Source organism: Chitinophagales bacterium (assembly GCA_017303415.1).
Taxonomy (GTDB): Bacteria; Bacteroidota; Bacteroidia; order Chitinophagales; family Chitinophagaceae; genus SpSt-398.
Genome location: JAFLBJ010000001.1, coordinates 144,237 through 170,283, shown reverse-complemented (window position 1 = coordinate 170,283; position 26,047 = coordinate 144,237). Strand labels below are relative to the sequence as shown.

The 26,047-nt window shown below is 47.5% G+C and carries 23 protein-coding genes; 13 read left to right on the top strand and 10 right to left on the bottom strand.

The features are described from left to right. Nucleotides 1-142: 142 nt before the first annotated feature. From J0M30_00725 to treF, 8 genes are all read left to right on the top strand, one after another. Nucleotides 143-706 carry a hypothetical protein gene (locus tag J0M30_00725; GenBank protein ID MBN8665992.1) on the top strand — a complete coding sequence of 188 codons (564 nt, stop codon included), beginning with the start codon at nucleotides 143-145 and terminating at the stop codon, nucleotides 704-706. 83 nt (nucleotides 707-789) lie between these two features. Beyond that, nucleotides 790-2,121, top strand: coding sequence for a vanadium-dependent haloperoxidase (locus J0M30_00720; GenBank protein ID MBN8665991.1), 1,332 nt, complete (start codon nucleotides 790-792; stop codon nucleotides 2,119-2,121). An 83-nt stretch (nucleotides 2,122-2,204) separates the two neighbouring features. Then, nucleotides 2,205-3,299, top strand: a complete 1,095-nt coding sequence (locus J0M30_00715; protein ID MBN8665990.1) for a hypothetical protein — start codon at nucleotides 2,205-2,207, stop codon at nucleotides 3,297-3,299. A gap of 24 nt (nucleotides 3,300-3,323) precedes the next feature. Next, nucleotides 3,324-4,262, top strand: a complete 939-nt coding sequence (locus J0M30_00710) for a hypothetical protein (GenBank protein MBN8665989.1) — start codon at nucleotides 3,324-3,326, stop codon at nucleotides 4,260-4,262. A gap of 4 nt (nucleotides 4,263-4,266) precedes the next feature. Further along, a complete protein-coding gene (locus tag J0M30_00705; GenBank protein ID MBN8665988.1) occupies nucleotides 4,267-5,817 on the top strand; it encodes a phosphatase PAP2 family protein in 1,551 nt (516 codons plus the stop codon). A 75-nt stretch (nucleotides 5,818-5,892) separates the two neighbouring features. Next, a complete protein-coding gene (locus J0M30_00700; protein MBN8665987.1) occupies nucleotides 5,893-6,885 on the top strand; it encodes a LacI family DNA-binding transcriptional regulator in 993 nt (330 codons plus the stop codon). 37 nt (nucleotides 6,886-6,922) lie between these two features. After that, the gene (locus J0M30_00695) at nucleotides 6,923-8,158 is read left to right on the top strand and encodes an MFS transporter (GenBank protein ID MBN8665986.1); all 1,236 of its coding nucleotides are present in this window, start codon (nucleotides 6,923-6,925) and stop codon (nucleotides 8,156-8,158) included. 18 nt (nucleotides 8,159-8,176) lie between these two features. Continuing rightward, a complete protein-coding gene (treF, locus tag J0M30_00690; protein MBN8665985.1) occupies nucleotides 8,177-9,664 on the top strand; it encodes an alpha,alpha-trehalase TreF in 1,488 nt (495 codons plus the stop codon). 49 nt (nucleotides 9,665-9,713) lie between these two features. Here the strand turns inward: treF and J0M30_00685 are convergent, their stop codons facing one another. From J0M30_00685 to J0M30_00670, 4 genes are all read right to left on the bottom strand, one after another. Continuing rightward, complete coding sequence (locus J0M30_00685; GenBank protein ID MBN8665984.1) at nucleotides 9,714-11,657, bottom strand: alpha-glucosidase C-terminal domain-containing protein; 1,944 nt, start codon at nucleotides 11,655-11,657, stop codon at nucleotides 9,714-9,716. Between the two features lie 28 nt (nucleotides 11,658-11,685). Continuing rightward, nucleotides 11,686-12,639 carry a carbohydrate kinase gene (locus J0M30_00680; protein ID MBN8665983.1) on the bottom strand — a complete coding sequence of 318 codons (954 nt, stop codon included), beginning with the start codon at nucleotides 12,637-12,639 and terminating at the stop codon, nucleotides 11,686-11,688. A gap of 12 nt (nucleotides 12,640-12,651) precedes the next feature. Beyond that, nucleotides 12,652-14,064: an MFS transporter gene (locus J0M30_00675; GenBank protein ID MBN8665982.1), complete on the bottom strand. Its 1,413-nt coding sequence runs from the start codon at nucleotides 14,062-14,064 to the stop codon at nucleotides 12,652-12,654. A gap of 84 nt (nucleotides 14,065-14,148) precedes the next feature. After that, on the bottom strand, nucleotides 14,149-14,751 hold the full coding sequence (locus J0M30_00670; GenBank protein ID MBN8665981.1) for a hydrolase: 603 nt from the start codon (nucleotides 14,749-14,751) through the stop codon (nucleotides 14,149-14,151). A 136-nt stretch (nucleotides 14,752-14,887) separates the two neighbouring features. On the opposite strand from J0M30_00670, the gene J0M30_00665 reads away from it, so the two are divergent. From J0M30_00665 to J0M30_00645, 5 genes are all read left to right on the top strand, one after another. Next, nucleotides 14,888-15,100, top strand: coding sequence for a hypothetical protein (locus J0M30_00665; GenBank protein MBN8665980.1), 213 nt, complete (start codon nucleotides 14,888-14,890; stop codon nucleotides 15,098-15,100). A gap of 230 nt (nucleotides 15,101-15,330) precedes the next feature. Beyond that, nucleotides 15,331-15,774, top strand: coding sequence for a 50S ribosomal protein L13 (rplM, locus tag J0M30_00660; protein MBN8665979.1), 444 nt, complete (start codon nucleotides 15,331-15,333; stop codon nucleotides 15,772-15,774). A 52-nt stretch (nucleotides 15,775-15,826) separates the two neighbouring features. Next, nucleotides 15,827-16,216, top strand: a complete 390-nt coding sequence (gene rpsI, locus J0M30_00655) for a 30S ribosomal protein S9 (protein ID MBN8665978.1) — start codon at nucleotides 15,827-15,829, stop codon at nucleotides 16,214-16,216. 101 nt (nucleotides 16,217-16,317) lie between these two features. After that, entirely contained in the window at nucleotides 16,318-17,205 is an 888-nt protein-coding gene (gene rpsB, locus J0M30_00650) for a 30S ribosomal protein S2 (GenBank protein MBN8665977.1), read from the top strand. Nucleotides 17,206-17,338: 133 nt separating this feature from the next. Further along, nucleotides 17,339-18,175, top strand: a complete 837-nt coding sequence (locus tag J0M30_00645; protein MBN8665976.1) for an elongation factor Ts — start codon at nucleotides 17,339-17,341, stop codon at nucleotides 18,173-18,175. Nucleotides 18,176-18,320: 145 nt separating this feature from the next. Here the strand turns inward: J0M30_00645 and J0M30_00640 are convergent, their stop codons facing one another. From J0M30_00640 to J0M30_00615, 6 genes are all read right to left on the bottom strand, one after another. Further along, complete coding sequence (locus J0M30_00640) at nucleotides 18,321-19,517, bottom strand: hypothetical protein (protein ID MBN8665975.1); 1,197 nt, start codon at nucleotides 19,515-19,517, stop codon at nucleotides 18,321-18,323. A 65-nt stretch (nucleotides 19,518-19,582) separates the two neighbouring features. After that, nucleotides 19,583-20,209 (bottom strand): outer membrane beta-barrel protein, encoded by a 627-nt coding sequence (locus J0M30_00635; protein ID MBN8665974.1) that lies wholly within the window; start codon nucleotides 20,207-20,209, stop codon nucleotides 19,583-19,585. Nucleotides 20,210-20,227: 18 nt separating this feature from the next. Further along, nucleotides 20,228-21,964, bottom strand: coding sequence for a protein kinase (locus J0M30_00630; protein ID MBN8665973.1), 1,737 nt, complete (start codon nucleotides 21,962-21,964; stop codon nucleotides 20,228-20,230). Further along, nucleotides 21,961-22,860, bottom strand: coding sequence for a Stp1/IreP family PP2C-type Ser/Thr phosphatase (locus J0M30_00625; protein MBN8665972.1), 900 nt, complete (start codon nucleotides 22,858-22,860; stop codon nucleotides 21,961-21,963). The genes J0M30_00630 and J0M30_00625 overlap by 4 nt, the downstream gene beginning before the upstream one ends. Continuing rightward, nucleotides 22,860-24,059: a serine/threonine protein kinase gene (locus J0M30_00620; GenBank protein ID MBN8665971.1), complete on the bottom strand. Its 1,200-nt coding sequence runs from the start codon at nucleotides 24,057-24,059 to the stop codon at nucleotides 22,860-22,862. Before J0M30_00620 ends, J0M30_00625 begins: the two co-directional genes overlap by 1 nt. A 252-nt stretch (nucleotides 24,060-24,311) precedes the next feature. After that, nucleotides 24,312-25,988, bottom strand: coding sequence for a trypsin-like peptidase domain-containing protein (locus J0M30_00615; GenBank protein ID MBN8665970.1), 1,677 nt, complete (start codon nucleotides 25,986-25,988; stop codon nucleotides 24,312-24,314). Between the last annotated feature and the right edge of the window lie 59 nt (nucleotides 25,989-26,047).

Genomic DNA, 26,047 nt, shown 5'->3' with positions numbered 1-26,047 from the left:
TGGCGGTAAAAACTCTGCGTACCTCAGCGTTCTCTTGTTCTCTGCGGTGAAATCAGCTCTCAGCGGTGAAATCAGCTCTCTGCTGTAAAACCCACTACCGTTTCTCCACTATTTTTCCTATCTTTCCCTCACTGCTTACTGCGTGAAAAGGATTGCTGCTATATCATTTCTGCTGGTGCTAACCTTCAACTGGTTAGGTTACCGTTTTGTGTTCGATCACCTCGAACAAAAGCAAGACCGTTTACTTGAAAGCAAACTGGATCTGGATGAATATGAGGAAAGCGAATTGCTTTCCATCAAAGCACATTTCCCTGCTCCTTATTTTGTTGCCTCCAATCAAGATCAATTTGAACGTTGGAATGGAGAAGTGGAGATCAATGGGGTCATGTACAAGTATGTGAAGAGAAGGTTCTTTAGTGATTCCGTTGAATTTTTATGTATCCCCAATACAGGCGCGGAATTATTAAAGGAAGCCCGACATGATTATTTCCGCATAGCCAATGATATCGTACCAGCCGAATCCAATAAAGGGAGTGATCAAAAAGCCCCGGTGTTCAAGAATCATTTGAGTGAGTATTGCGAGGACTTTCCTGAGTACGATTTTACCGTGACAAACAAGCAAAAGCATACAGGTATGTTATGCAGTTCATACCTGCCCGTAGCCCCTATGGATGTTCTCTCCCCGCCACCTGAAAAGATCGGTTGAATTTCCTACTTTATTACTGCCGGAGCATACGGACATGGTTCGTGTGCTAATATCATATTCATACATTCAAAAGACGCATCATAATGAAACTTTCTATTTGGGTCATCGGCCTGGCATTTACGGCGCTATTGTCCTGCAATACCAAAAATGATTATAAAGAGATCTTGCATGACCCTATATTATATTCCCATACGGTTCATGAACTGAACACGGTTGTTATGGGAAATAACTTTCCTCCGATCATCGCTTCCCGCAATTATACCTATGCCAGCATAGCAGGGTATGAGGCCATTGCCGCCGGTTATCCTGAAAAGTATCAATCCCTGGCTGGTCAACTTAAGGGTCTGAACAGTGTGCCCAAACCCGAAGCAGGAAAAGCCATCGATTTTGAACTGGCTGCCCTGTTAGCTTTTTGTAAACTGGGTGAGGCTGTCACTTTCCCCGAAGGAAGCATGGGTGATTTTGTGGATAGTTTAAAGAAACTCGCCCTCGATCATGGTATGCCCAAAGAGGAATTGAAAAATACCGAGAACTATGTATCCGCGCTCACTGAAGTTATCATGGCCTGGAGCAAGAAGGACAATTATGCTGAAACCCGCAGCTATCCCAAATATACCGTGATGAAGGAAGTACCTGGCCGATGGGTACCTACCCCTCCCGCCTATACAGAAGCCATGGAACCCAACTGGCGGGAGATTCGCACCCTGGTGCTTGACAGTGCCAACCAGTTCACGCCACCGCCACCACCGCCATTCGATATCAAGAACAAGAACAGCTTCTATTACAAAGAAGTTATGGCGGTGAAAAATGCGGGAGACAGCCTGACAGAGGAACAAAAGCACATAGCTAATTTCTGGGATGACAACCCGTTTAAATTGAATGTATCCGGACACGTCATGTTCGCGACCAAAAAATTCTCCCCTCCCGGTCACTGGATGAGTATTGTTGGGATTGCGGCGGAAAAAGCAAAAGCGGATTTCGCCACAACGGTATATGCCTATGCGCTTACTGCTATCTCGCAATTCGATTCCTTTATTCATTGCTGGGATGAGAAATACCGCAGTAATTATATGCGTCCCGAGACAGTGATCAATGAATTTATTGACCAGGAATGGCGCCCTTTGTTGCAAACACCCCCCTTCCCTGAATACACTTGTGGACACTCCACTGTATCGGCTACCAACGCCGAGGCACTGACCTATGTATTCGGAGATAATTTTGCCTATACCGATACATCCGAATTGGAATTTGGGATCGCCAGCCGGTCCTTTAAATCATTTCGTGATGCAGCGATTGAAAACAACTGGGCGCGCTTTTATGGCGGTATTCATTTTCACAATTCCTGTCTCGTAAGTACAGATTACGGCAAAAAAGTAGGAGAGTTTATTGTCAGCCGATTGAAAATGAAAAAATGACCTTCTAAACAAATTTCAGGTTTCCCGCAGCGCTACCTTGTGTGCACTGCGGGAAACTTTAGAACGCATTTAAACGAAAACCAATGAAACAAATACGTATTATAGCGACATTAGTCGCATGCCTGTACATTACGCAACAAACTCAGGCCCAGGGCTGTGTGGCCATTCGGTCGAATGGCAATAGCTGTACCAGGATATTGCCAGGTCAGGATAAAAGTTGGGCATTTAACCTGAATAACAGGTATTTCAGATCCTACAAACATTTTGTAGGTACTGAAGAGCAGAAAGAAAGAGTGGAGCATGGTACAGAAGTGATTAACCATTCTTTTTCCTGGGACCTTACCCTTACCCGACAATTCAATAAATACTGGTCATTATCCATTGGTGTTCCTGTGATCTCGAACGTTCGCTCTTCAATGTATGAACACTATGGTAATAGCAGTACGAGTCCAAATGCGAGGAATAACACCAAATCATTTGGATTGGGTGATATCCGGCTGACTGCTTATCGCTGGCTGCTTGATCCTGCCAAGGCCCACAAAGGAAATATCCAGGTTGGGCTCGGGTTGAAACTGGCCACTGGCGACTATGAGGTGCAGGATTATTTTCGAAAGAATGATAGCACCTGGCTCGTAGGCCCTGTTGATCAATCCATTCAATTAGGCGATGGTGGTACAGGGATTATCACCGAGCTAAGTGGGTATTATAATTTCTCCCATCGTTCGGGCGTGTATGGTAATTTTTTCTATCTGATCAATCCACGAGAACAGAATGGTGTGTCTACTTCCAGAGGTGGTACGGTTTCAGCCACAGCCATCAAGTATTTTACCAATACCATGAGTGTTCCTGACCAATTGATGTTCAGGGCCGGGTATAGCTATATGGCCAATGCGCTCTCCCTGTCAGGAGGTATCCGTATCGAAGCCATACCGAGTAGTGATCTCATTGGTGGTGACAAGGGTTTTCGTCGTCCCGGTCATGTCATTTCAGCCGAACCAGTTGTGTCATACATGTTCAAGAAAATGAACCTGTATGCATCTGTTCCGGTAGCCCTGGTGCGAAACCGTACCCAGAGTTATTCGGATAAGTTACGCACCAGTGAATCCGGTACGCGTGTACAGGGCGACGCAGCCTTTGCGGATTACCTGGTCAATATTGGCATGACTGTTCGATTCTGATCACCATTAAACCTTCTGCTAAGCATGAAAAAGAGTAAAACCCTCCGCAGAGGGCTTTTGCAGGGGATGGTTGCGTTCTTTATCACCATGACGGCTTCGGCTCAAACCGATATGGATGCCATCATGATGAACCGCAACCAGTTTTGCAATGGCTTTCTTTATAATTATAGGTCCTGGGACCATTATTGGGAAGGAACCCTGAAAAGAAACAATGAGAACCTGGGTACGGTAAGTTCCCAGTCGGTCATGTATATGGCCAATTATGGCATCACCGACGACCTCAATATCATGGCCGGTATACCTTACGTATGGACCAAGGCCTCGGCCGGTACGCTTCATGGTCTCAATGGCATTCAGGACCTGTCTGTGTTTGCCAAGTGGAGATTTTTGAAGAAGAACACAGGGAAACACCGGTTATCGGTATTTGGTATTGCCGGCATATCAACGCCTTCTTCGGATTATGTGGCTGATTTTTTACCCCTCTCCATCGGTCTTCATTCCACCAACCTGATGGTGCGGGGGATGGCCGACTATCAATACAAGCGGTTCACAGTAACGGGTTCGGCCACTTACGTGGTGCGTAGCAATGTAACCATCGACCGTTCATCCTACTACGATACGGAATTAAGGCTTACCAATGAAGTAAACATGCCGAATGCCGCGCAGTATCAGTTGCGCACCGGTTATCGGGGACGGTACCTGTTGGCAGAGGCGCATATTACCAACTGGACAACACTGGGCGGGTTTGATATAACCCGTAACAATATGCCCTTTCCAAGTAATCGGATGAACGCCACACAGGTTGGCGCGAGTTTTAAGTATACATTGAAGTCACACACCAATCTTTCATTTCTGGCAGGTGGTCAGTACACGATCGCCGGTAGAAATATGGGCCAGGCTATGGCCTTCAATGGCGGCGCCTTCTATGCCTTTTATTTTGGAAAACAAAAACCAAAAAAGTAACACCATGCGAAAATTATCCTTCTTTATATTGATATCGGGTTTGATCTATAGCACAACCTTTCTTTCCTGTAACAAGGAAATAGAAGGGCGTACGGAGAATGCCCCGGCCCTGGCCCCGGCAAACATTGACCTGAATGCGGGGCAATGGGTGCCAGTTTTGCTTTCTTCACCCACGGAGTTTCCGGTAGCGGCGCCTATTGCCACCAATACACCGGAGTATATTGCCCAGGTAAATGAGATCAAAGCCTGGCAAAAAGACCTCACCAGTCAGGAAAAGGCCATTGTGAAATACTGGAGTGCCGGTGCAGTTCTTCGCTGGAATGAAATACTTCGTGAATTAGTGGCCAAGTATAACCTGCCTCCTTATCAGAACGCAGATGGTACGTATCCATTTCCCAATCCCAGCAATCCACTGGCCTATCCGCAATTTCCTTTTGCCAATCCACCTTATGCGGCACGTGCCTATGCTTATGTGAGTGCTGCTCAATACGATGCACTTGTTGCCGCCTGGCATTACAAAAAATTGTACAATCGTTTGGCACCTTATAAAGTGGACAATACGGTGAACGCCCTGGTGCCACAGACCGATTTGCCTTCCTATCCTTCTGAGGATGCTGTTGTGGCCGGAGCAGCCGTTGAAATGTTGAAATTGTTGTTTCCGGGGGATCAGGACTTTATTCAACAGAAGGCAGAGGAACACATGCGTGCGCGCCTGATTGCAGGTGCCAATGTGCGTAGTGATATCGACGCCGGGGAATCGTTGGGTAAGGCAGTAGCCCAAAAATTTGTAACCCGCGCCAGGGGCGACCGGGCAGGTGCCGCCGCAGGAAACCAGGCAAGTTGGGATCAACTTGAAACAGATTGCATTGCCAGAGGAGAAACTCCCTGGTACAGTCTTGAATCACCCAAGCGTCCTCCTATGTTACCCTTTTTTGGCAAGGTGAAGCCCTTTCTTTTTGATTCTCTTACTGCCATCTCCCTAAGGCCTGGGCCACCTCCATCTGTACATAGCCAGCAAATGAGAGATGAAACAGAAGAAGTGTATCAATTCATCAAAAACCCGACACGCGAACGTATTGCGATCGTTCATATCTGGGCTGATGGAATCGGAACCTATACTCCGCCGGGGCATTGGGATGCAATCGCCGCCGAGGATTTCATTCCTCAACGGTTTAGTGAAGTGCGGTGGGCTCGCAACATGGCCTTGCTGAATATGACCCTGATGGATGCAGCCATAGTTTGTTGGGAAACAAAGTTCTATTATTTTAATCCAAGACCAACCCAACTAAACCCGGAGATTAAAACATTCACAGGGATACCCAATTTCCCGGCATACATATCGGGTCACTCCACCTTTAGTGGCGCCGCTGCCACCATACTTAGCCACCTGATACCCAACAGGGCCCCCGCGTATAGTGCGATGGCCCAGGAAGCGTCCCTGTCACGGATGTATGGAGGAATCCATTACCGAAGTGATTGTGAGGTAGGTCTGGAAGTTGGGAATAATGTCGGCCAGTTTGCCGTACAACGGGCCATGACAGATGGGGCAGGTTAAGCGTTTGGTTCTTTCTAATATTCTTTATATTGTGTAGTCAACAGGGCTTTGTCATATTAAAATCGTTGACCACACATGCAGCAAAGCACGCTCAAGGAACTATCTGAAGCACTGGGTATCAGTGTCTCCACTGTATCCAGGGCTTTGAAGGACCATCCTGATATTTCCGATGCCACCAAGCGGAAAGTGAAGGAACTGGCCGTTGCGTTGGAATATGAGCCAAACAGCAATGCTGTTAACCTGCGGACAAGACAGTCCAATGTGCTGGGAATATTGGTGCCATCGATCGATAATTATTTCTATGACTCTTTTATTGCCGCCGTGGAAGAAGAAGCCCGGCGGCATAATTTTTATGTCCTGGTGATGCAGTCACGGGATGAACTGGAAATTGAAACTTCCTGTCTGCATCTTTTTCGCAAGCGTATCGTCAGTGGTTTGTTTGCGGCGATTTCAGTGGAGATCGAGGATATGACGCCCTTTGATAAACTGAAAGAGATCGGAATCCCCGTTGTTTTCTTTGATCGTGTTCCTGAAGTAGAAGGCTACAATAAAGTCTGCCTTTCGGATGAAAAGGCCGCCGTCATGGCCGCTGAGAAACTCATTGAAAAAAAGAAGAAAAAAGTACTTGCCTTATTTGGGCATCCCCATCTCAGTATCTCTAAAACCCGCTGTGCGGCTTTTCAAAAAGTATTTGCAAACAAAGCACCGGATACTGAACTTGACATTCATTACCCCGATCGTACCGAGGCCTCAAAAGAATTGGTGTTCTCGCTCTACCAATCAGGAAATACCTACGATGCGATCTTTTGCATGGGTGATCTGATTTTAATGGGGGTGATGCAGGCCGTACACGAATTAGGACTGCAAGTACCCGGAGATGTGGGTATCATCAGCATCAGCAATGGGGTCATTCCCACCTTGTTCAATCCCCGGGTTACCTATATCGAGACCAGTGGTAGTAAACTCGGTCATCTGGCCTTTACCCAAATGCAACAATGTTTACAACAGCAAACGTTTGCGGAGGACGTTTTTCTGGATTCCATCCTTGTCGAAGGGGGGTCATTATAACAAATGGCTTAATTTTCTTTGGTAAACCAAGTTTGCCATGTCTCACAAGCCCATTCGGATATCCCTCTACCTGAATTACTTTGTCTTTGCCATCCTGCTCAACAGTGTGGGGATTCTCATTCAGCGATCTATTAATTCCTATGGCGTTTCGGAGATCAGGGCCAGTTCGCTGGAAGCGTTCAAAGACCTGTCCATTGCCGCTGTTTCTTTTCTCGTAGGATCGTTTCTTCCTCGTCTCGGATATAAAAGAGGTATGCTCATTGCCCTGGCCCTGGTGTTTGTGGGGTGTCTGTTCATGTATCAGGGAAATTCCTTTTCTTCCGTTCAGGTACTCTTTGCCTGCGTGGGGATTTCTTTTGCCGTGGTCAAAGTTTCTGTTTATTCCCTGATTGGATTGATCACAGGGAATGACCGGGAACACAAATCCCTGCTCAGCTCCATTGAAAGTTTTTTTATGATCGGGATAGCAGCAGGGTTTCTCGTCTTTCCTTTGTTTTATAGTGAAACAGATCCGGATGCCTGGTTAAGAATCTATCTCTTATTGGCTGGGTTGATCGCGTTGTCATTTTTTATTTTGCTCTTTTCGCGTTTCAATGTAACCTATGAAACACCCGGTTCGGGTGTTAAAGAGGATTTTATTCAAATGATCCAATTGATGAAACGACCACTTGTACTGGTCTTTGCGTTGGCAGCTTTTATGTATGTAATGACCGAACAAGGGATCATGAGCTGGCTACCTACCTTCAACCAAAAAGTATTGCACCTGAAAGAAACGATCAGTGTTAACATGACCGTCATCCTGATGTTGTCCATTGCCCTGGGTCGTTATTTGTCATCACTTTTGGTGAAAAAGGTGTCCTGGATCTGGATACTCACGGGCTGTTTATTGGGAGCGGCGTTGATGGTGGTTTTTGTTTTGCCACAAACAAAGCACCTCGCCCCGCGCGAAATCAGCACCCTGGCAGAAGTGCCGGTGATAGCCTATGTTTTTCCATTGATTGGACTTTTTTTAGCACCTATATATCCGCTCATCAACTCTTTTGTACTTAGTTCTACGGAAAAGATTTATCATAGCCCTATGGCATCCCTGTTGGTTTTCTTTTCAGCCATTGGGGGAACCCTGGGATCGCGCCTGGTAGGATATCTGTTTCAGAATAGTGGGGGAGATAAAGCCTTTTATTTTTCGCTGGTCCCGATGACGGTTCTTTTACTCTGCTTATTCTTTTTTGCCCGGATGCCAATCAAAAGTAAAGGAAGTAAACAGGATAAATAGATCACATATTAGCAACCTATGTCTATTCGCCTACATGATCTGACTCCCTTATTTGAAATGGTCCAGCAAGCGCAGGTATTTTCGGATGGAAAGACTTTTGTCGATTGCATTCCCCGTGCGCCCCTGCGCGAGATCCTTTCGCAATTTGAAGCTGAACAAGAATTACCCGATTTTTCCATCGCGGATTTTGTGGCCCGTCATTTTGAATTACCTAAAGTTTTTGGAAATGGATTTCATGCAGACACATCCAAAGCGGTAGAGGAGCATATTCACTCGCTCTGGCCGATTCTCACCCGACAACCTGAGCATGAAGAGAACAGTTCCCTTATACCCCTTCCTTATCCCTATGTGGTACCGGGAGGTCGATTTGGAGAGATATATTATTGGGATAGTTACTTTACCATGTTGGGGTTAATGGCCTCCGGGCAAAAGGATAGAGTGAGGGATATGGTGCAGAATTTTGCCTATTTGATTGAAACTATCGGATACGTACCCAATGGAAACCGCACCTATTATCTGGGGAGGTCCCAGCCTCCTTTCTTTTCCCTGATGGTTGACCTGTTGGTTGAAACTGGAGAAATTGGCGCCCCTGCAGAATTTCTATCTCAAATGGAAATGGAATATGAATACTGGATGAAGGGGAAGGAGCATCTTACTATGGAAGAACCGGTCCTTCATCAGGTGGTTCTTATGCCGGAGGAGGAGATCATGAACCGATATTTTGATGAGTCGGATACGCCCCGTCCTGAATCCTATCGCGAAGATGTTGGTTTAAATGCGGAACAGGAAACCCCGGAACTGTACAGGCACCTGCGGGCAGGGGCTGCCTCGGGTTGGGATTTTAGCAGTCGATGGTTTCATGACCCGATGGATCTTGCTACGATCCACACTACCGATTTTATACCCGTTGACCTCAACTGTCTTTTGTATTTATTGGAAAGGCGGATCGCTTCTGCCGCTGAAATGGCTGGTGACAAAGAGATGAATTGGAAATTTGAACACCTTGCCCAACGTCGAAAAGAAGCCATTCGCCGGTATTGCTGGCACGATGGGGAATCTTTTTTTGTGGACTACGACTGGACGCTCAGTCGCCCATCGCAAGCAGTAACCATGGCCGGATGTTTTCCCTTGTTTGCTTCCATAGCTACACCGGAGGAAGCCGCTCTTGTAGCCGGACGATTGGAAAGAGACTTTCTGTTTGATGGCGGATTGGTAACCACCTTGCAAACCACCGGTCAGCAATGGGATGCCCCCAATGGTTGGGCTCCCTTGCAATGGATCGCTGTAAAAGGGTTGGAGAATTATGGTTTTCATACCCTCGCCAATACCATTCGACAACGCTGGCTCAACCTGAACCGTCAGGTGTTTCATCGCACCGGTAAACTGATGGAAAAATACAATGTCGTAGACCCACACCTCGAAGCCGGTGGTGGCGAATATCCTGGCCAGGATGGTTTTGGCTGGACGAATGGGGTGTTTTTGGCGATGAGGCGTGAGGGATCGTGAGACGTGAGACGTGAGGCGTGAGATCTCACGTCTCACGATTCACGATTTCTCACGCTTCCAACAGCATAAACCCATAAGGCTGTAAAACCAGATACTCATGATCATACCCCACCACGTATTCTCTCTCTTCCCAATGATCAAATAATTTTTGCGGGGCGGCGCCATGTTCCTTGAATGCGTACCAGGTTAGGTAGGCGGGCTGGTTGCTGAAATTAAACAGGCAATAGAGTTTTTGATCTTCGAAAGTGCGGAGATAGCCGGCAATATGGATATTATGCGGGGTCATCCAGGTCAGGTTCTTATGGTCGGCCACCATGCTCAGTTCTTTTCTCAGGTTGATCAGTCGTTGCGTAGCGGTGAATACCCGGTGTTCTACAGTACCTGGGTGGTTGGCGCGTTCATATTTTTTCCAATCGATCACAGGCCGGTGCATCCATCGGTTGTCATAACTTTTCCCGGGATCACCCAGGTAGGAGTAGTCGTTGGTATAACCCAATTCATCACCATAAAACAGCATGGGTATGCCACCAAGGAAAAAACTATGTGCCTGCAGGAGCAGGATCTTTCGAATGGCCAGCTCAATGGCATCTTCATCTTTATATTCAAGTGCTTTTTCCAATCCGCAAAGCGAGGCAAGTGAACCACTGATGCGGGCATCATTGGTTTTTGGGTTTACAGAGAACAAAGCCCCTCTCGCCGGAGAGTCAAATCGATTGCCGGAATAATGGTCTTTTAGGAATTTCCGATGTTCAAAGGGATCAAAACCTGCCTGGCGGATCATGTAATCATCATAACCCAGGCCAATATCATCGTGGCAGCGTGTATAGTTGATCCAGGAAGTGCCATACGGTTTTTGGAGAATCTCATGTTGCGCGGCCAGCATCACCCGCGTATCCGCCGTAGCCAGCGCATCCCATTGCAGGGCCATATGCGTGGCATTATAAGCAAAGTCACATTCCTTGGCGGTGTAAAGACCGGTACCAAAGTATTTCATGATCTCCCTGGGTGCCACGATGGCTTCTCCCAAAAGGGCCATGCCCGGTGCGGAAACCTGCACACACTGCTTGATCAGCCGTAGCAGGGTATGTGCCTGCGGCAGGTTCTGACAGGTAGTGCCAGCTTGTTTCCAGATAAAGGCCGGAGCATCGATGCGGAGTACGTCCACACCCAGGTTGGCATAAAAGAAGATCGTTTCCAGCATCTCGAGAAAGACGGCCGGATTGCGGTAGTTGAGGTCCCATTGGTAATTATGAAAAACCGTCATCACCCATTTATTGATCTCCGGCACCCAGGTAAAATTTCCGGGTGCACTTTCCGGGAAGATCTCGGGCATGTACTGGTCAAAATGATCTGGTTCGACCCGGTTGTCGAACATGTAAAAATAATCCTGGTATTTGCGTTCACCCTTTCTCGCCTTCTGTGCCCATCCATGTTTGTGCGAAGTATGGTTCAGCACAATATCCAGCATGAGGTACATGTTCTCTTCCTGCATTTTCTCTTGCAGGGAGCAGAGATCATCGAGATGACCAAAACGGCTGTCCACTTTTCGAAAATCGGATACGGCATATCCGCCATCACTTTCTCCGGCCGGACTTTCGAATACCGGCATGAGGTGAAGAAAGTTGACACCGAGTTTTTGAAAATACCCCAACTTTTTTTCCAATTGAGGAAGATTGCCACAAAAGCGGTCCACATAAAGGCTCATCCCGGTGATGGCATTGCTGAGAAACCAGGTGCCTTGTTGCATTTTGAATTCATCCCGTTTCTTTAATGAATCCGATCGGGTGGCATGAGAGGTAGTGATCAGATCGATCAATTGATCAAAATAGTATTGGGCGTCTTCGCGGTGGCCATAAATTTCCCGAAATAATGCGTCAATTGCCGTAGCATTGGCAATAAACCGGGTAAAGAACAATTTATTCGCCCCTTCCGGGTCGATGGATTGCTCCTGAAGCGTATCAGTGATATGTTGATGAAGATGATGGTTGTACAAAGTTTGTTCCTTTTTGTCAGTTCTCAGTTCACAAAAATATATCCTGGCTTAAATGTTTAAATGCTTCCATGGCACCAAGGTATTCACAGGTGCGCGCCCCCGCTTTGTTTCCATTGCGGATGATCGCCTTCCAGTTGTCGGTGGTCAGCAATTTTTGCTCTTCACGACGTAGTTTACTGAGTTGATATAATACGGCACCCACAAAAGCATCCCCGGCGCCTGTGGTATCGGTCACCTTAGCAGGGATACTCGGTACCTGTATCAATTCATCGGCAAAGCCCAGCAAAGTACCTTCCTTTCCCTGCGTTATGGCAAATACAGCTGTTGTTTTTTTGCGCAGTATCCTGGCAGCATCAGCTACCGAAAATGCACCTGTCAGCAGCATGGCTTCCTCGTCACTTACTTTAAAGAAATCACAGTTAGCCAGAAAATGCCAGGACTGATCAATAAAGGAGCGGCTATTGTCAGGAAAGAGCAGGTGGCGATAGTTGGGATCAAAACTGATATAGCAACCCTGTAGCTGTGCCCTGCGCAGGAGTTCGAGATAGGCTTCCTGGAGCGACCCGGGTAAAAAAGCGGTGGCCGATCCAAAATGGACGATGCCTACTTCTTCCAATGGTATTTTTTCAACAATTTCTTTTTGGAGATGACCATCAGCACCACGGTTAAAGAAAAAATCTCTCTCACCGCTTTCCATCAGGGAAACAAAAGCAAAAGTGGTAAAATGATCCGGGTCACGATTCACCCATCGCGTGGATACGCCAAATGACTGCATAACATCCATGAGGTGTTTGCCAAAGGGATCGGCGCCAACCGTAGCCAACAGATCTACGTCGCCACCCAAGGCGGCAATGGCTGCAGCCACATTGGTAGGGGCACCTCCTGCTTTTTTCAAAAAATGATCACCGTCAGAAAGGGCTTTGCCTTTATCCGTACAGATCATGTCAATCAGCGCCTCTCCAATACAAATGATCTTTTTCATCTTGTTAAAAGTTTAATGTCCTCCAACCATCGCTGGTGCCTCCATATCGGCAGAAGGTTTCCCTGTTTTAATCAGTAAGGTAAGTACGGCGGCTACCATCAGACAACCTCCGGCAAAGAGAATGGCATAGGGGGCATGGTTGCCTATGATATTTTTATAAATGAAACCAAAGCTCAGGGTTTGCAATAACATAGGGACCACGATCATCATATTTATAATACCCATATATACCCCATATCTTTCTTTGGGTATCTGATCCACCACTAATAAATAAGGTACACCCATCATGCTGGCCCATCCAATTCCCAAACCGATCATGGGGATGAACATCAGGTTCTTATCGTGGATATGGGGAAGCAATAATAATCCCAACCCTGCCAGGGCCACACTGCCTGCATGCACCCATTTGGGGCCCACTTTGCGTGCATACCAGGCCAGGGCAAAGGCGCTTAAAAATGTTACTACATTATAAGATGCATTCATCAGACTGGCATGACCAGCAGCCTGTCCATAGAGCTCAGGGTTTGCTTTGGATGTGGTATGCCAGGCAGTCTCCGCTACGCTATGCGAAACAAATTGCCAGTAGCAAAACATGGCATACCATTGAAACAGATAGACCGCTGCCAACTGCCACATCACTTTGGGCATGTCGCCGATTGCCGCTATGATCTCTTTAAAGGGAGCTGCCAAACCCCTGGGGTGCGCTTTTAATTTTTCCCATTCTTCAGCGGTGGGGGGAATCTCGGGGGTCTTGCTCATTGACCAAAGCACCGTGGTAATCGAAGTAAAAGCCCCGATGAAAAAAGCGATATAAACCCAATAGGGTATACCTGCCGCGGATTTACCGGGAATCAGGTTCTTTTTTTCAAAAAAGTAGAGACAGACATTCGCGAGGGTGATACCCAGTCCGGTAAAAAAGCTTTGCATCATAAAGCCGGTCCCGAATTGTTCCTTGGGAAGTTTATCTGCCACAAAGGCCCGATAGGGTTCCATGGCCGTGTTATTACCCGCGTCGAGTATCCAAAGTAGTCCGGCTGCCATCCAAAGGGTGCGGCTAAAAGGAAACAGGAAGAGGGCGAGACTGCACATGATGGCCCCAATCAGGAAGTAGGGCTTTCTGCGCCCCCAGCGTGGGCTCCAGGTTTTATCACTCATGGCCCCGATAATGGGCTGTATGAGTAAACCGGTCATGGGACCTGCCAGGTTAAGGATCGGGAGGTCATCCGGGTTTGCGCCAAGAAAGGAATAGATTGGGTTTACCGCGGACTGTTGCAATCCAAAGGAATATTGGATGCCGAGGAACCCAAAGCTCATATTCCAGATCTGGCCAAAGCTCAGACGCGGTTTGGTAACAGGCATAAGCAATCGTACTAATGAAATGGAAAAGTACGGCAGGAAGCGGGTAGAAAGAGGGGGTTTTTGCAAAAAGAAGCCGCAAACGTTTGCAGGGGCACGGATTACACGGATTTCGCTGTGCTTCTTTGCGTCCGGAAGTAGAAGAAACTCAATTTACTTAACGGTTGACTGGACCGGGATAATGAAGTTGATGATATCATCCAGTGGGGTATCTATCCGCGAAGCGGCATCATTGATATCATCGCGGTTTACGTTGGCGGCAAAGCTCTTTTCCTTTAATCTTTTCTTTACCCCTTTTACATCCATGCCCTCATAGCCTCCCGGGCGCATCAGGCTATAGGCGTGTATAAGTCCGCTTAGTTCATCAAACATATAGATCATCTTGTCCATCTTGTTCTCTGGTTCCACTCCAAAATAACTGGGGCCATGCGAGGCAATGCAATGGATCAGGTCGGGGTCCTGGTTGCGTCGCTCCAGTTCTTCAATGATGATACGGCAATGATCATCCGGAAATTTTTCCCAGTCGGCATCGTGCAGCAAGCCCGCCAGTTCCCATTTGAGCGCCGTTTTTTCATCGGCACCTTCTTTTTCTATGGCCCAGGCCTTCATGATGGCGGCCACCTGGTACATATGGAGGCGCAGTCTTTCGTTGGGTACCCATTCATGCAAAAGGGTATGTGCCTCTTCGATGGACATCAGGTTACCGGTGTTTTTGGGGTCGCCAAACTGGGTGCGATGTAATAAGTGGGTGGTCATGGGAATGATTTGGGCGTTCAATTTAGGAAATGAAATTATAGTAGAAAAACAGAAGGGGTGTTTATACGATTTAGTAGGAAGTAATAAATAGGTTACCCAATTTTACCTGAGATTTTCTAACAAGCAAAAGGCAACTTTGGGTAATCAAACAATATTCCAATTAATTCTGGAGAAAGAAGCGGGTAAAATATGGGGAAGAGTTACTAATAACGAGAATCTAATTTTTGATTCTGCGAGCAGTTTACCCGCCTTGGAAAGAAAAATCAGACGCGCCATTAAGGATTTTGAAGGGTTTGAAGATGTGCATTTTGAGTATGTTTTTGATTTGCCTTCCATATTAAAACCCTGATGGGTTGTCCGAATTTCTTGGTGGCCGCTGGCATCTTCGCGACTTAGCCAGCAGGCTTTTAAATTCCGGGTCAAATTTTTTATTGAAAATCAATTAATTGCAAAGGTGTGCTAAAAAATTAACCCCTAAACCCCTGTTTTCACCACCCGTTTTCCCCTATCTTTGCGCTCCCCAAATATGGGGGTCCTCCGGGGGTTGGCCCTGAGGGAAATTTTAAAATAACAAGAATAATGAGCAAACTACATTTCACCACCAAGCATGCAAATGCGGCTACCATTCAACGTAACTGGTACGTTGTGGATGGTACCAATCAAACCGTAGGACGCATGTGCTCGAAGATCGCAGCCGTTCTGCGCGGAAAGCACAAAGCCTCCTATACTCCTCACGTTGATACTGGCGACTATGTCGTAGTGATCAATGCAGACAAAGTAAAATTCACAGGAAACAAACTGGAAGAAAAGATCTACATCAACTTCTCGGGATATCCGGGTGGTAAGAAGGAAGAGACAGCTGCCAGCCTGTTGAAACGTCGTCCGGACGCCCTGATCGAGCGCGCTGTTAAAGGCATGCTCCCCAAGAACCGGCTGGGACGTAAGATGGTCAAAAAAATGTTTGTGTATGCCGGTGCCGAGCATCCTCATACCGCACAGCAACCTAAAGAACTTAAATTCTAAAAAGCTATTAGCTAATAGCTATTGGCTTTTAGCTTTTAATAAATAATCGAAAATGGAAAAACAGAAAAACGGAATTGGTCGTCGTAAAGAAGCCGTGACCCGTATCTTCCTATCCAAGGGAACCGGTGCCATCACAGTGAACGACAAAGACTATAAAGTTTATTTTCCGCTGGTGTACCTGCAGAACCAGGTGGAAGCTCCTCTGCGCACCGTGGATGCTACCGACAAATTTGACATTAAGATCAACGCCGCTGGTGGTGGTCTGAAAGGTCAGGCTGAAGCTGCCAAGCTGGGTATTGCCCGCGCCCTGGTAGAAGTAAATTCCGAACTGCGTCCTGCTTTAAAAGCAGCCGGTCTCCTCAAACGTGACCCACGCTCAGTAGAACGGAAGAAATTTGGTAAGAAGAAAGCCAGAAGAAGCTACCAGTTCAGCAAACGTTAATTTGAGCCATTGGTTAGTAGCCATATGCTACTGGCCAGGCAAGCATATAAAAATTTTCACGGCTAACGGCTAACAGCTAGTAGCTAAAAGCTTAAAAAAATATGGAAAATAATACTTCCTTACAACAGCAGCTCCTCGAAGCCGGTGTACACTTTGGTCACCTGAAGAAGAAGTGGAACCCCAAGATGTTGCCTTACATCTTTGCTGAGAAGAAAGGCATCCACATCATTGACCTGAACAAGACCACCGAGTGTTTACAGGAATCTGCCGCCGCCCTCAAAGCGATCGCTCGCAGCGGTAAGAAGATCCTGTTCGTTGGAACTAAGAAACAGGCCAAGGATATCGTGACCGAAAGTGCACGGAAAGTAAACATGCCTTTCGTAACCGAGCGTTGGCTGGGTGGAATGCTGACCAACTTCAACACTGTTCGTAAGAGCGTGAAGAAGATGCAAAGCATTGAAAAAATGCTGGGCGATGGTTCTTTCGACAGCATCACTAAAAAAGAACGCCTGACGCTGAGCCGCGATAAGGATAAAATGGAAAAAGTGCTCGGTGGTATCGCCCAGTTGGGTCGTGTTCCTGCCGCACTCTTTATCGTGGATATCGGTCATGAGCATATTGCCCTCTCTGAAGCCAAGCGTTTGAACATCACCACCTTAGGTGTGGTGGATACAAACTGCGATCCCAATAAAGTAGACTTCCCCATTCCCGCGAATGATGATGCTACCAAATCCATTGCCATCATTGTAAACTATATCACTGCCGCTATCGCTGAAGGTCTTGCCGAAAGACAAGCCGCCAAAGATGATGAGGGTGATGAAGTGAATGATGATGAAAAGGAAAAGAAAGCAGCCAAACTCCTGGCCGAAGCGGAAGCTGAAGCCGGACGTGGTGGCCGTGGTCGTGGCGCAGGTGGTGGCCAACGTCGCCGTACAACCGGCGGTGGTGGTGCTTCTGCTGGTCGTGGACCTGGTGGTGGAAGACGTTAATTAAATAGATGACCGATGACGGATGACCGATGACAGCGTTAAGCTTCCTTCAGTCATCCGTCATCGGTCATCTGTCATCCGTTTTCTGTCATCTGACATTTGAAAGAAATTAAAGATTCAAAATACTTATATCATGTCAACAGTAACAATAAGTGCCCAGGATATAAACAAACTCCGTCAGGCAACAGGTGCCGGTATGATGGATTGCCGTAAAGCCCTCACCGAAACCAATGGTGATTTTGAAGCAGCGATCGACTGGCTGCGCAAACAAGGACAGAAAGTGGCTGCCAAACGCAGCGACCGTGAAGCAAAAGAAGGTGTAGTAATCGCGCAGACTACCGCTGACCATAAAACAGGTATCGTGGTATGCGTAAGCTGCGAAACAGACTTCGTAAGTAAGAATGCTGATTTTGTGGCCTTTGCTCAAACCATTGCCGATGCGGCCATTGCTGCCAACGTGAAGACCCTGGAAGAATTGCTGAGCACCAAAGCCGGTTCCGCTACCGTGGCCGATCTGGTAAACGATAAATTAGCTTCTATCGGCGAAAAGATCGGGGTTACCCGTCTGGAGCGCATCGATGCAGAATATGTAGCCTCCTATATTCATGGTGCTTACCGCATCGGGGTATTGGTGGGAATGAACAAAGAAGCCGCCGAAGCCGGTAAAGATGTAGCGATGCAGATCGCTGCCCTGAACCCAGTGGCCGTTGATGCCGCCAGTGTTCCTGCCGATGTGATCGCCCGCGAAAAAGACATCATCGTTGACCTGATGAAACAGGATCCCAAAATGGCTGGAAAGCCGGATGATATGATCGCTAAGATCGCCGACGGAAAAATGAACGCCTTCTTCAAAGAACAAACCCTGGAAGCCCAGGCGTTTGTAAAAGATGGCAGCAAATCCGTAGCCGATTACCTCAAAGAAGCTGGAAATGTGAAAGTGACCGGGTTTAAGCGGGTAGCGCTGGGATAAGGTGGGAAGTCGGGAGTCCGGAGTCGGAGGTCGGGAGTAATACTTCGGACCCCGGACCTCGGACCCCCGACCCAGATAAATAAAATGAACAGGCAGCTTGTACCAGGTACAGCTGCCTGTTTTCATTTACCTCACTATTCCTAACCTACTTTATCGCGAGTTCGATACCGATGCCGAACTGGAGTTTCTTATCGGTGAATTCTGGAGTAGATCTTGTAGAAATAGATTCATCCAACAGATCGGGATGATTTTTCAATAACAGATCAAACCGGATCTCAAAAGGAAGTTTTCCCTTTGACCAATCTTTTGCGGGAATAATGGCGCCTAATCCCCAGCTAAGCCCCTTGCGTTTATCCTTTGTGGCATAGCGTGTACCGGGAACTGGATTTTTAGCAACGATCCTTGATTCGGTGAAATAACCCAACCGAACGGCGAGGAGTTTCAGGGCTACTGCTTCCAGGCCAATCCCTATATGCGTATGAAAATTGTATTCATCGTAAATGTGCTTACTGTTCTTTAGCCAATTCCCATATTGTAGCCTGGCACTCAGGTCAATGGTTTGTGGTGCACTTTTCAGTTTTTTACTTTTTTGTGCAAATGCTGGTTTTAAAGGCAGACTAAAACCATAGGCCAGTCCCGCCCGGGCAATGATAGGCATATCCCGGTATTGCCAAACTGCTTCACTTTGCCGTTGAATGGTTTGCCCATCCATCAATACATTGAACAAACTGGCGGCCACCCGAAAATTCTCATCACTGATACTGGAATTGTTTTTAAAGAATTTCACCTTTTTATCATAGATCACCCCCAGGTTCATGATAAAATCCTTGGAGGTGGTTTGGCCTTTGATCTCTTCATCCTGCATCAGGTTGCCCGATAAGCCGACATGTAATCCTTCGAGTACTTCGGCCGCCAACCCGACAGAGTAAGTGTGGTGGGCTTTTTTTTCAGTGTCAAAATCCTGTCCCCCAATTTCCGCACTCCAATAAGAATCGGGATCAATATAATGATGGGTTGTAAGAGAAGCGGTCACTTTTGGCAGAATGCGATAGGAAACGCCAAGAAAAGGGTAGTAGGCTTTGGGATAAACCGGACTTCCCTTTAGGTAATTCAGGGCTATTTGCAGTTTATCATCCCCGGGGCTGATCGTAGCCGGGTTTTCGAAGGCAGTACGCACCCCATTGAGCGTAATCGTGTTCTTGCCGAGTGCTTCGGCCCTTACGCTGGTGGTATTGTCAATGATGGTTCCGTGTAAATTGGTGGGTGTCCAGAAAACAATATTCTGACCCATCATGTAATTACTAATAGTTAAAAAGGAGCAGGCAATAAAAAATTGTTTCATGTTGAAGGCTTTTGTTCTTAGCGTCCCTGCGGCCGAAGCTTCGGCCGCAAAGACACTAAGTGTGATTATTTATTCGCTACGAGTTCGGAGATATTGAATCCCACACCAACCGAGATCCGGAAAGTCGTTACATCGGGTTTGTCAGGGCTTTTGATGCCATCGATGTCCAGGTTTGATTTTTTACCTACGGTAAAAATCCCTTTGGCAAAAATGTTGATGGGCACACTGGGGAACCAGCTTACACCACCACCGAGATGAGGTTTGCCGCCATAGAAGTCGGCATCCACATATCCGGAACCACTTACAACTTGTTTCAGTGTTCCTTTAAGCGATGTAAATCCAGCTTCTACGAATGGACGTACCGGGTGTACATTTCCGACAAAATTGAGTCGAACGCCAATGTCGAGATGACGCATCTTAAAGGACTGCGCATCGATGTTGGATGTGCCCATTGTGGTAAAATCAATGGCCAGATAAGGTTCGATCATATCGGTAACACCATAACCCAGGCGAAGGCCACCGCCATAACCACTGGGTGAATTTTCGTCGAGGTATTGGAAGTAGGTAGAGGTCCAACCCAGTGTATGTCCCTGAATGGCGGCACTAAACCCCTTGGTGGTCGATCTTTGTTTTACCTGGGCAGTCATGGCCAGGGAACTGAATAAAAAGATGGCGAGAAGGATCTTTTTCATGATTGTTGATTTTTTTGGTTAGAGAGTGATGGTAATTCCTTTTTTTATATAAGCTGAATAGTTTCGACTGGCCAGGATCTCTTCGATCCGTCCGCTGAGTTCTGTTTCCTGTAAGGGAATCCGTTGACCATTGGCAGCGGTGACGGAACTGATGACGATTGACAGTTTTTTATTGCCGGCCTTGGTGATCCGCCCACTGGCAGAAGCCCCTTTTTCTACAATGACCTCTCCGTTATAATACACGGGACGCGTAACGGTAAAGCTGAGTGATTGACCTGCAAAGGCTGAGTTGCCATTGATGTTTTCACGCAGGTATAGACTGACTTCTGTCCGGTTGACCAACGAGATAGTTCGTGTAGCTTTTTTCTCTGGTGGATTGACCGGAACGGGATCAGGCTTCGGTTCTTCTTTGGGAGTAACGACAATGGGTTTGATCTCTATCGGGTCTTCCTTGGGCTTTTCATTGGGAATAACAGGTTTCTTATCTTCTTTTGGTTTTTGGTTTCCCTCATTTCCTTTTTTGGGTTCATCTATCGGTTGAAACCTTTCGGATGGAGGTGTATTGGTGGTCACAGGTCGGTTGACAGGTAATGAGCCACCTCCACCACCATTTTCATTGGTAGAGGAAGAGGATTGGGTGACAGGATTTGTTTGTCCTGTGCTATCGGTAGGGGATAAGGTGTTTTCTGAAATCTGATCTTTTTTTCCACCAAAAAGAAGACTGGCGCCAACGATCAGCAAGGCCAGTACAGCGGCTGCAATACCCACATGTTTTTTATTAAGCCCTTCCCATTTTTGTTGAAGCCGGGAAATAACCGGAAGCGCATTGTCACTGGTACGCAGGGTGTCCACTTGCGTAGCCAGAGGATGGTTGCCGGTGGTGGAGATCACCTGGGTCATAGGTGTGGTAGGCGCCAATGCCTGCATATCGATCTCCCTTAATTGGGGAAAGGCATTGATCAGGGCTTGCTGAAAAGCACGGGCATCAGGATATCTCGATTCAGGTTTCTTTTCCATGGCTTTGAGCAGAATCTGGCTCAGGCTTTTTGGAATTGCCGCATTGAGTTTATCCGGAGCGGGTGGTTTTTTCTGTAATATCTCCTGCATGAGATTGAAATCCGTTGTGCTCTCAAAAGGGAGTTTGCCGGTAAGTAATTCATACATGGTTACAGCCGTAGCATAGATATCCGAGGCAACAGAAGGATCTTTTCCTTGTATCAACTCCGGCGCCATGAATTCCACGGTACCCACGACCCGGTTTACCTGGGTCATCCGTTGCTCCCCGGCCATGCGGGCAATGCCAAAGTCCATGACCTTGACCGTGCCATCGGGGGTAAGGATGAGATTGGAGGGTTTGATGTCACGGTGGAAGATGCCTTTCTTATGTGCATGATGCAATCCTTCCAGGGCCTGGATAAAAACGGGCACGATGGTTTGATAGGAGAGTACACGGTGCTGGCGCAGCAGACTGTCGAGGTTCTTCCCTTCCACAAATTCCATCACCATGTAATGGCTGTTGTTCTGCTCGATGAAATTGTAAATGGCGGTGATATTGGGGTGGAGCAACTGGGCCAGGATACGTGCTTCTTTCCGAAAACGTTCCAGAAATTGCGATTGGTTGATCAGCGGGGTGTGCAGCATTTTGAGTGCTACCTCCCGCCCCAAAACCGTATCGGTGGCTTTGTAAACAGTACCCATGCCTCCCTCGCCCAAATGGGCAGTCACCTGGTAGTTCTGTATGTGTTGTCCGATCATGGTAAATCAAGTTCTTTGGTAACCGGCAGGTCAAAGTCACGGGTCTCTTTGGCCGGTGAATCTGTTTCACCGGATGTTTTTTCTGCCAGCACAATGGTGATATTGTCATGTCCTCCTCTGTTTTTTGCTTCCTGGATCATTTGTTCTGCCGCTTCGGTGATGGTATTTCCCGAAAGCCATTGGGCGATCTCTGAATCCACCAGATAGTCATACAACCCATCGGAGCAAAGCAGCAGACGATCGCCTGTTTCGAAGGGCAGGTGGAATTTTCCCGTATCCACTTTAACATCGGGTTTTGTTCCCATGGCATTGGTCAGGATATTTCGCTTGGGATGGGTTTCAGCTTCCTCGCGAGTGATCTCCCCACTTCGTACCAACTCCTGAACATAGGTATGGTCTTCGGTGATACGGTGGATGGCATTCTTTTTCCATAAATAGGCGCGGCTATCGCCAACATGGCCAAAATGAATGGCTTGCTCTGTTACCACCAAAGCGGTACAGGTAGTACCCATGCCATGCTGCTCCTTGTTTTTAGAAGCAGATTGGAATATTTGCTGATTGGCGGAAAGAAAAGCGCGTCGCAGGCTCTTCTCAATCCCTCCGTTCTTCTCCGATTTGAAATATTCCTGGCTGATGATTTCAGAAGCCATGCGGCTGGCAACCTCACCGGCCTGGTGACCACCCATTCCATCTGCAACCAATAAGAGATAGCCCTTTTCCCGGATCACTTGTTCATCAGCGATACGGTAAAACAGACCCAGATCTTCGTTATTGAGCCGAATATTTCCCAGATCGGTACGTACCACCACTTTGATATGACCGGAGTCAATGATCTCGGTGCGGTGAGTAGGCAGTGCCGATTTTTCTTTGCGTTTAAATAAATTTTTCCAAAACATTATTCCCTGTTTAGTTTATCCAAGACAAAATCATATGTACGGGGTCCCATTCCCAGATCAAAGGCCACTTCTTTGTGTTCATATCCATCGGCCTCGATTCGAAATTTTACCGACTCTCCATCTTTGCCATTGATCGTGTAAGGGGCTGCCTGACGACTGCCATCGGGAAATACAAGTGTGGCTTTTTCCACGCCTGGTACATTGATGGTTATACTGCGGATGTTCGGTTGTATCGGTTTGCCCACATCTGCCGGATTAAGTCCTCCCGGCCCGTTCCGGATTATCTCTTTCTTTGCGGGAATGAGGGAGATCGTAATCACTACTACGAGGATCAATAGCCCCACCCAGACCAAAGGCGACCATTGCGGAATTCGCTCCTTAAGTGTGCTGAGTTTGGGTAGCACCCGGTTGGTTCCTTTCAGGATCCCTTGCACCTGAGCGGCGGTAGGGCGTTGTGCCGGGTTGACGCGGATACATTTATCGATCAGGGAAATGATACGTTCATCGAGCCCCGGAACCAGCAGTTTTGGATTGGTAAAACTGGCTTTCCCGATCCTTGACCGGAGGCTTATGGGATTGGTGGCTTCAAAGGGAAGATAACCAGTGGCCAATTCGTAGGTCAAAACCCCAAAGCTCCAGATATCTGAACGCAGGTCTACCTGTTGTTCAAATTGTTCGGGTGCCATATACTCGGTGGTGCCAACCACAAATCCCTGTTGCGTAAGCCGGGGAGAATACTTGTATTTGGCAATACCAAAATCAAGCATCTTGATCCGGCCATCCGGAAGCCGACGAAAGTTGGAAGGTTTTATATCCCGGTGCAATACCTCTCGTGCATGGAGATATTCCAATGCGCTGGTGATCTGTTCCAGGATAAAAAGGAGTTCCGTTTCCGGAATCCTTCCTTTCTGGCGGAGGTATTGATCCAAAGGTTCTCCCTCTACATATTCCATGATGATGCAGGGTGTATCTCCCGATACAGTGTATTCAAAGAGCCTTGCGATATGCGGATGATCAACAGATGATTGGATATAGGCTTCCTGTTTGAATCGCTCCGCCTGATCTTTTTGATGGAGTATCTTGATCGCTGCCTTTCTTCCCAGACCTGGATGCCAGGCCCGATACACTTCTCCCATACCGCCTGCGCCGATGCGCTCCTGGAGAATGTAGCCGGATATGGTGGTGTGGAGGGGGGGCATTGGGGGAGAGTTTTGAGTCGTGAGGCGTCAGACGTGAGACGTGAGACGTGAGGCGTCAGACGTGAGACGTGAGGCGTCAGTTAAGAGATATAGTTTTGATATTAAGTAGTAAGTTTTAGATTTCGCTATTCGCTATTCGCTATTCACTATTCACTATTCACCATTCACTTCTCACGTCTCACATCTCACATCTCACGCCTCACGCCTCACGTCTCACGTCTCACGCCTCACGTCTCACGCCTCACGCCTCCCTCACGATTTCTTCACTCCCATAAGCTGCAGACCATACTTGATGGGTACGGCAAACGTGATCCTTGTACCGGCGCCATCTGTATTGCTGGCGTAGTAGATACCGATCACATTGCCTTCGTCATCAAAGAGTGGTCCGCCGCTGTTACCCGGGCCAGTGGCTGTAACGGTAAGCTGGTAGGAATCACCAAATCCGCTAAAGCGCATGTCCTTCATGGAAGAGGCGGGGATGATCCGGCCAATGCTTCCAGGAGTTACAGTTGGGGTGGGTATAGTTGCCGCCTTCATTTCAGGATTGAAGGGGTCTTTGGAGTTTCTTACAGCGACCTGCTGTGGAGCCACACCAGGATAACCCATAACGGTTACTGATTGGCCAGGAACGATGGAAGAGGTTTTGTCTACCATCTTTACTTTTTGAAGAGGGGTGGGGATGTCCACTTTTACCAGGGCCACATCATGTTCATCAGATGGTTGGGCCAGACGAGCCAAACGGCGCTCTGAACTACCAGAGAAGATCACATGGAGGTAAGTGTTTTCACCCTGGATAACGCCAGGCATTACTGTTTCACCGCCTACCATTGTTGTGTTGGCGGGAACCCAGCCATATACCTGTTCGGGCATAACAGAAGAATTGTAGTCAATGACCTCTTTACCACTGGCGTTTACGGAGATCAGCAATCCGGGGAAGGCGTAGTTGGCAAAATCCCAACGGGTATGCCAGCCTGCACCCACATGGCGGTTGGTCATGATGTATCCGTCTTCAGATACTACAAAACCAGAGCCACTGGCGCCTGTCATACCAACCGGTATACCATCGGCCACATTGCGTTTCACATTGATATAAGGTTCAATAGCGCCTTGTGCGTTTTGGATATACAAGGCAACAAAGCGGATATTACCAGCTGCATCTTTTACCGGAACATATTCATGCCACAGTTCATCACCCGTGCGGGTATCGCGAAGCTGCCAGCCAAATTCGATCTGAACAACTTTGGCGTCATTTTCGCGGTTGATCACATCCGGCGTCTTTTTATTTTTATTCGTTGTATCGGCGACGATATTATTGATCACCGTTTCGCTTTTGCCAAAGATCTTATCCCGGAAAGCAAAACCTAATGCGCCCAATACAAGCACAAGGCCACCGATCACAAAGGCCATGGTATTGAAGGATTTCTTTCTTTCTGCCACCAGCATACGCTCTACAGTCTGTTTACCTAAACCTGTTTTTACAGGTTCGGAAGCTGCAGCAGAAGCGGCCTGGGTCACCTCAGAGATGGTGGTAGCCTTGATGCTGGTAGGGATTTCCACTACGCGGGTGGCCGCCATCATATCCTGGGGACGTGGATAGATATCAAAGGAGAAAACAGGACCGTTGTTTCCCAATTGAACCTCATCACCGGGCTGGAGTTCAATGGTGCCCTTGACGCGGTTCTTGTTTACAAAAATGCCGTTGCGGCTGTTGTTGTCTGTGATGGCGAATTTGGGGGGCTCGGAACTGATCTTGGTGATCTTGCCATGTTCGCGGCTTACCACTACTTCCCTTTCGGGGTCGTATTGGATATCGCTGCCGGCAGACCGGCCAATGGAGAGTTCATTTTTGCTAAAGTCAAATTCTTCCACCTGATTGAGCTTGCTGCCCGAGAGGTGTTTGATGACGTAGCGTTCTACTGAGTGGCTCATAAAAAATTTGTTTTGTGGTTAGGAATGATTCTAGGGCAGGATTCGTTTCAGGTGCAATG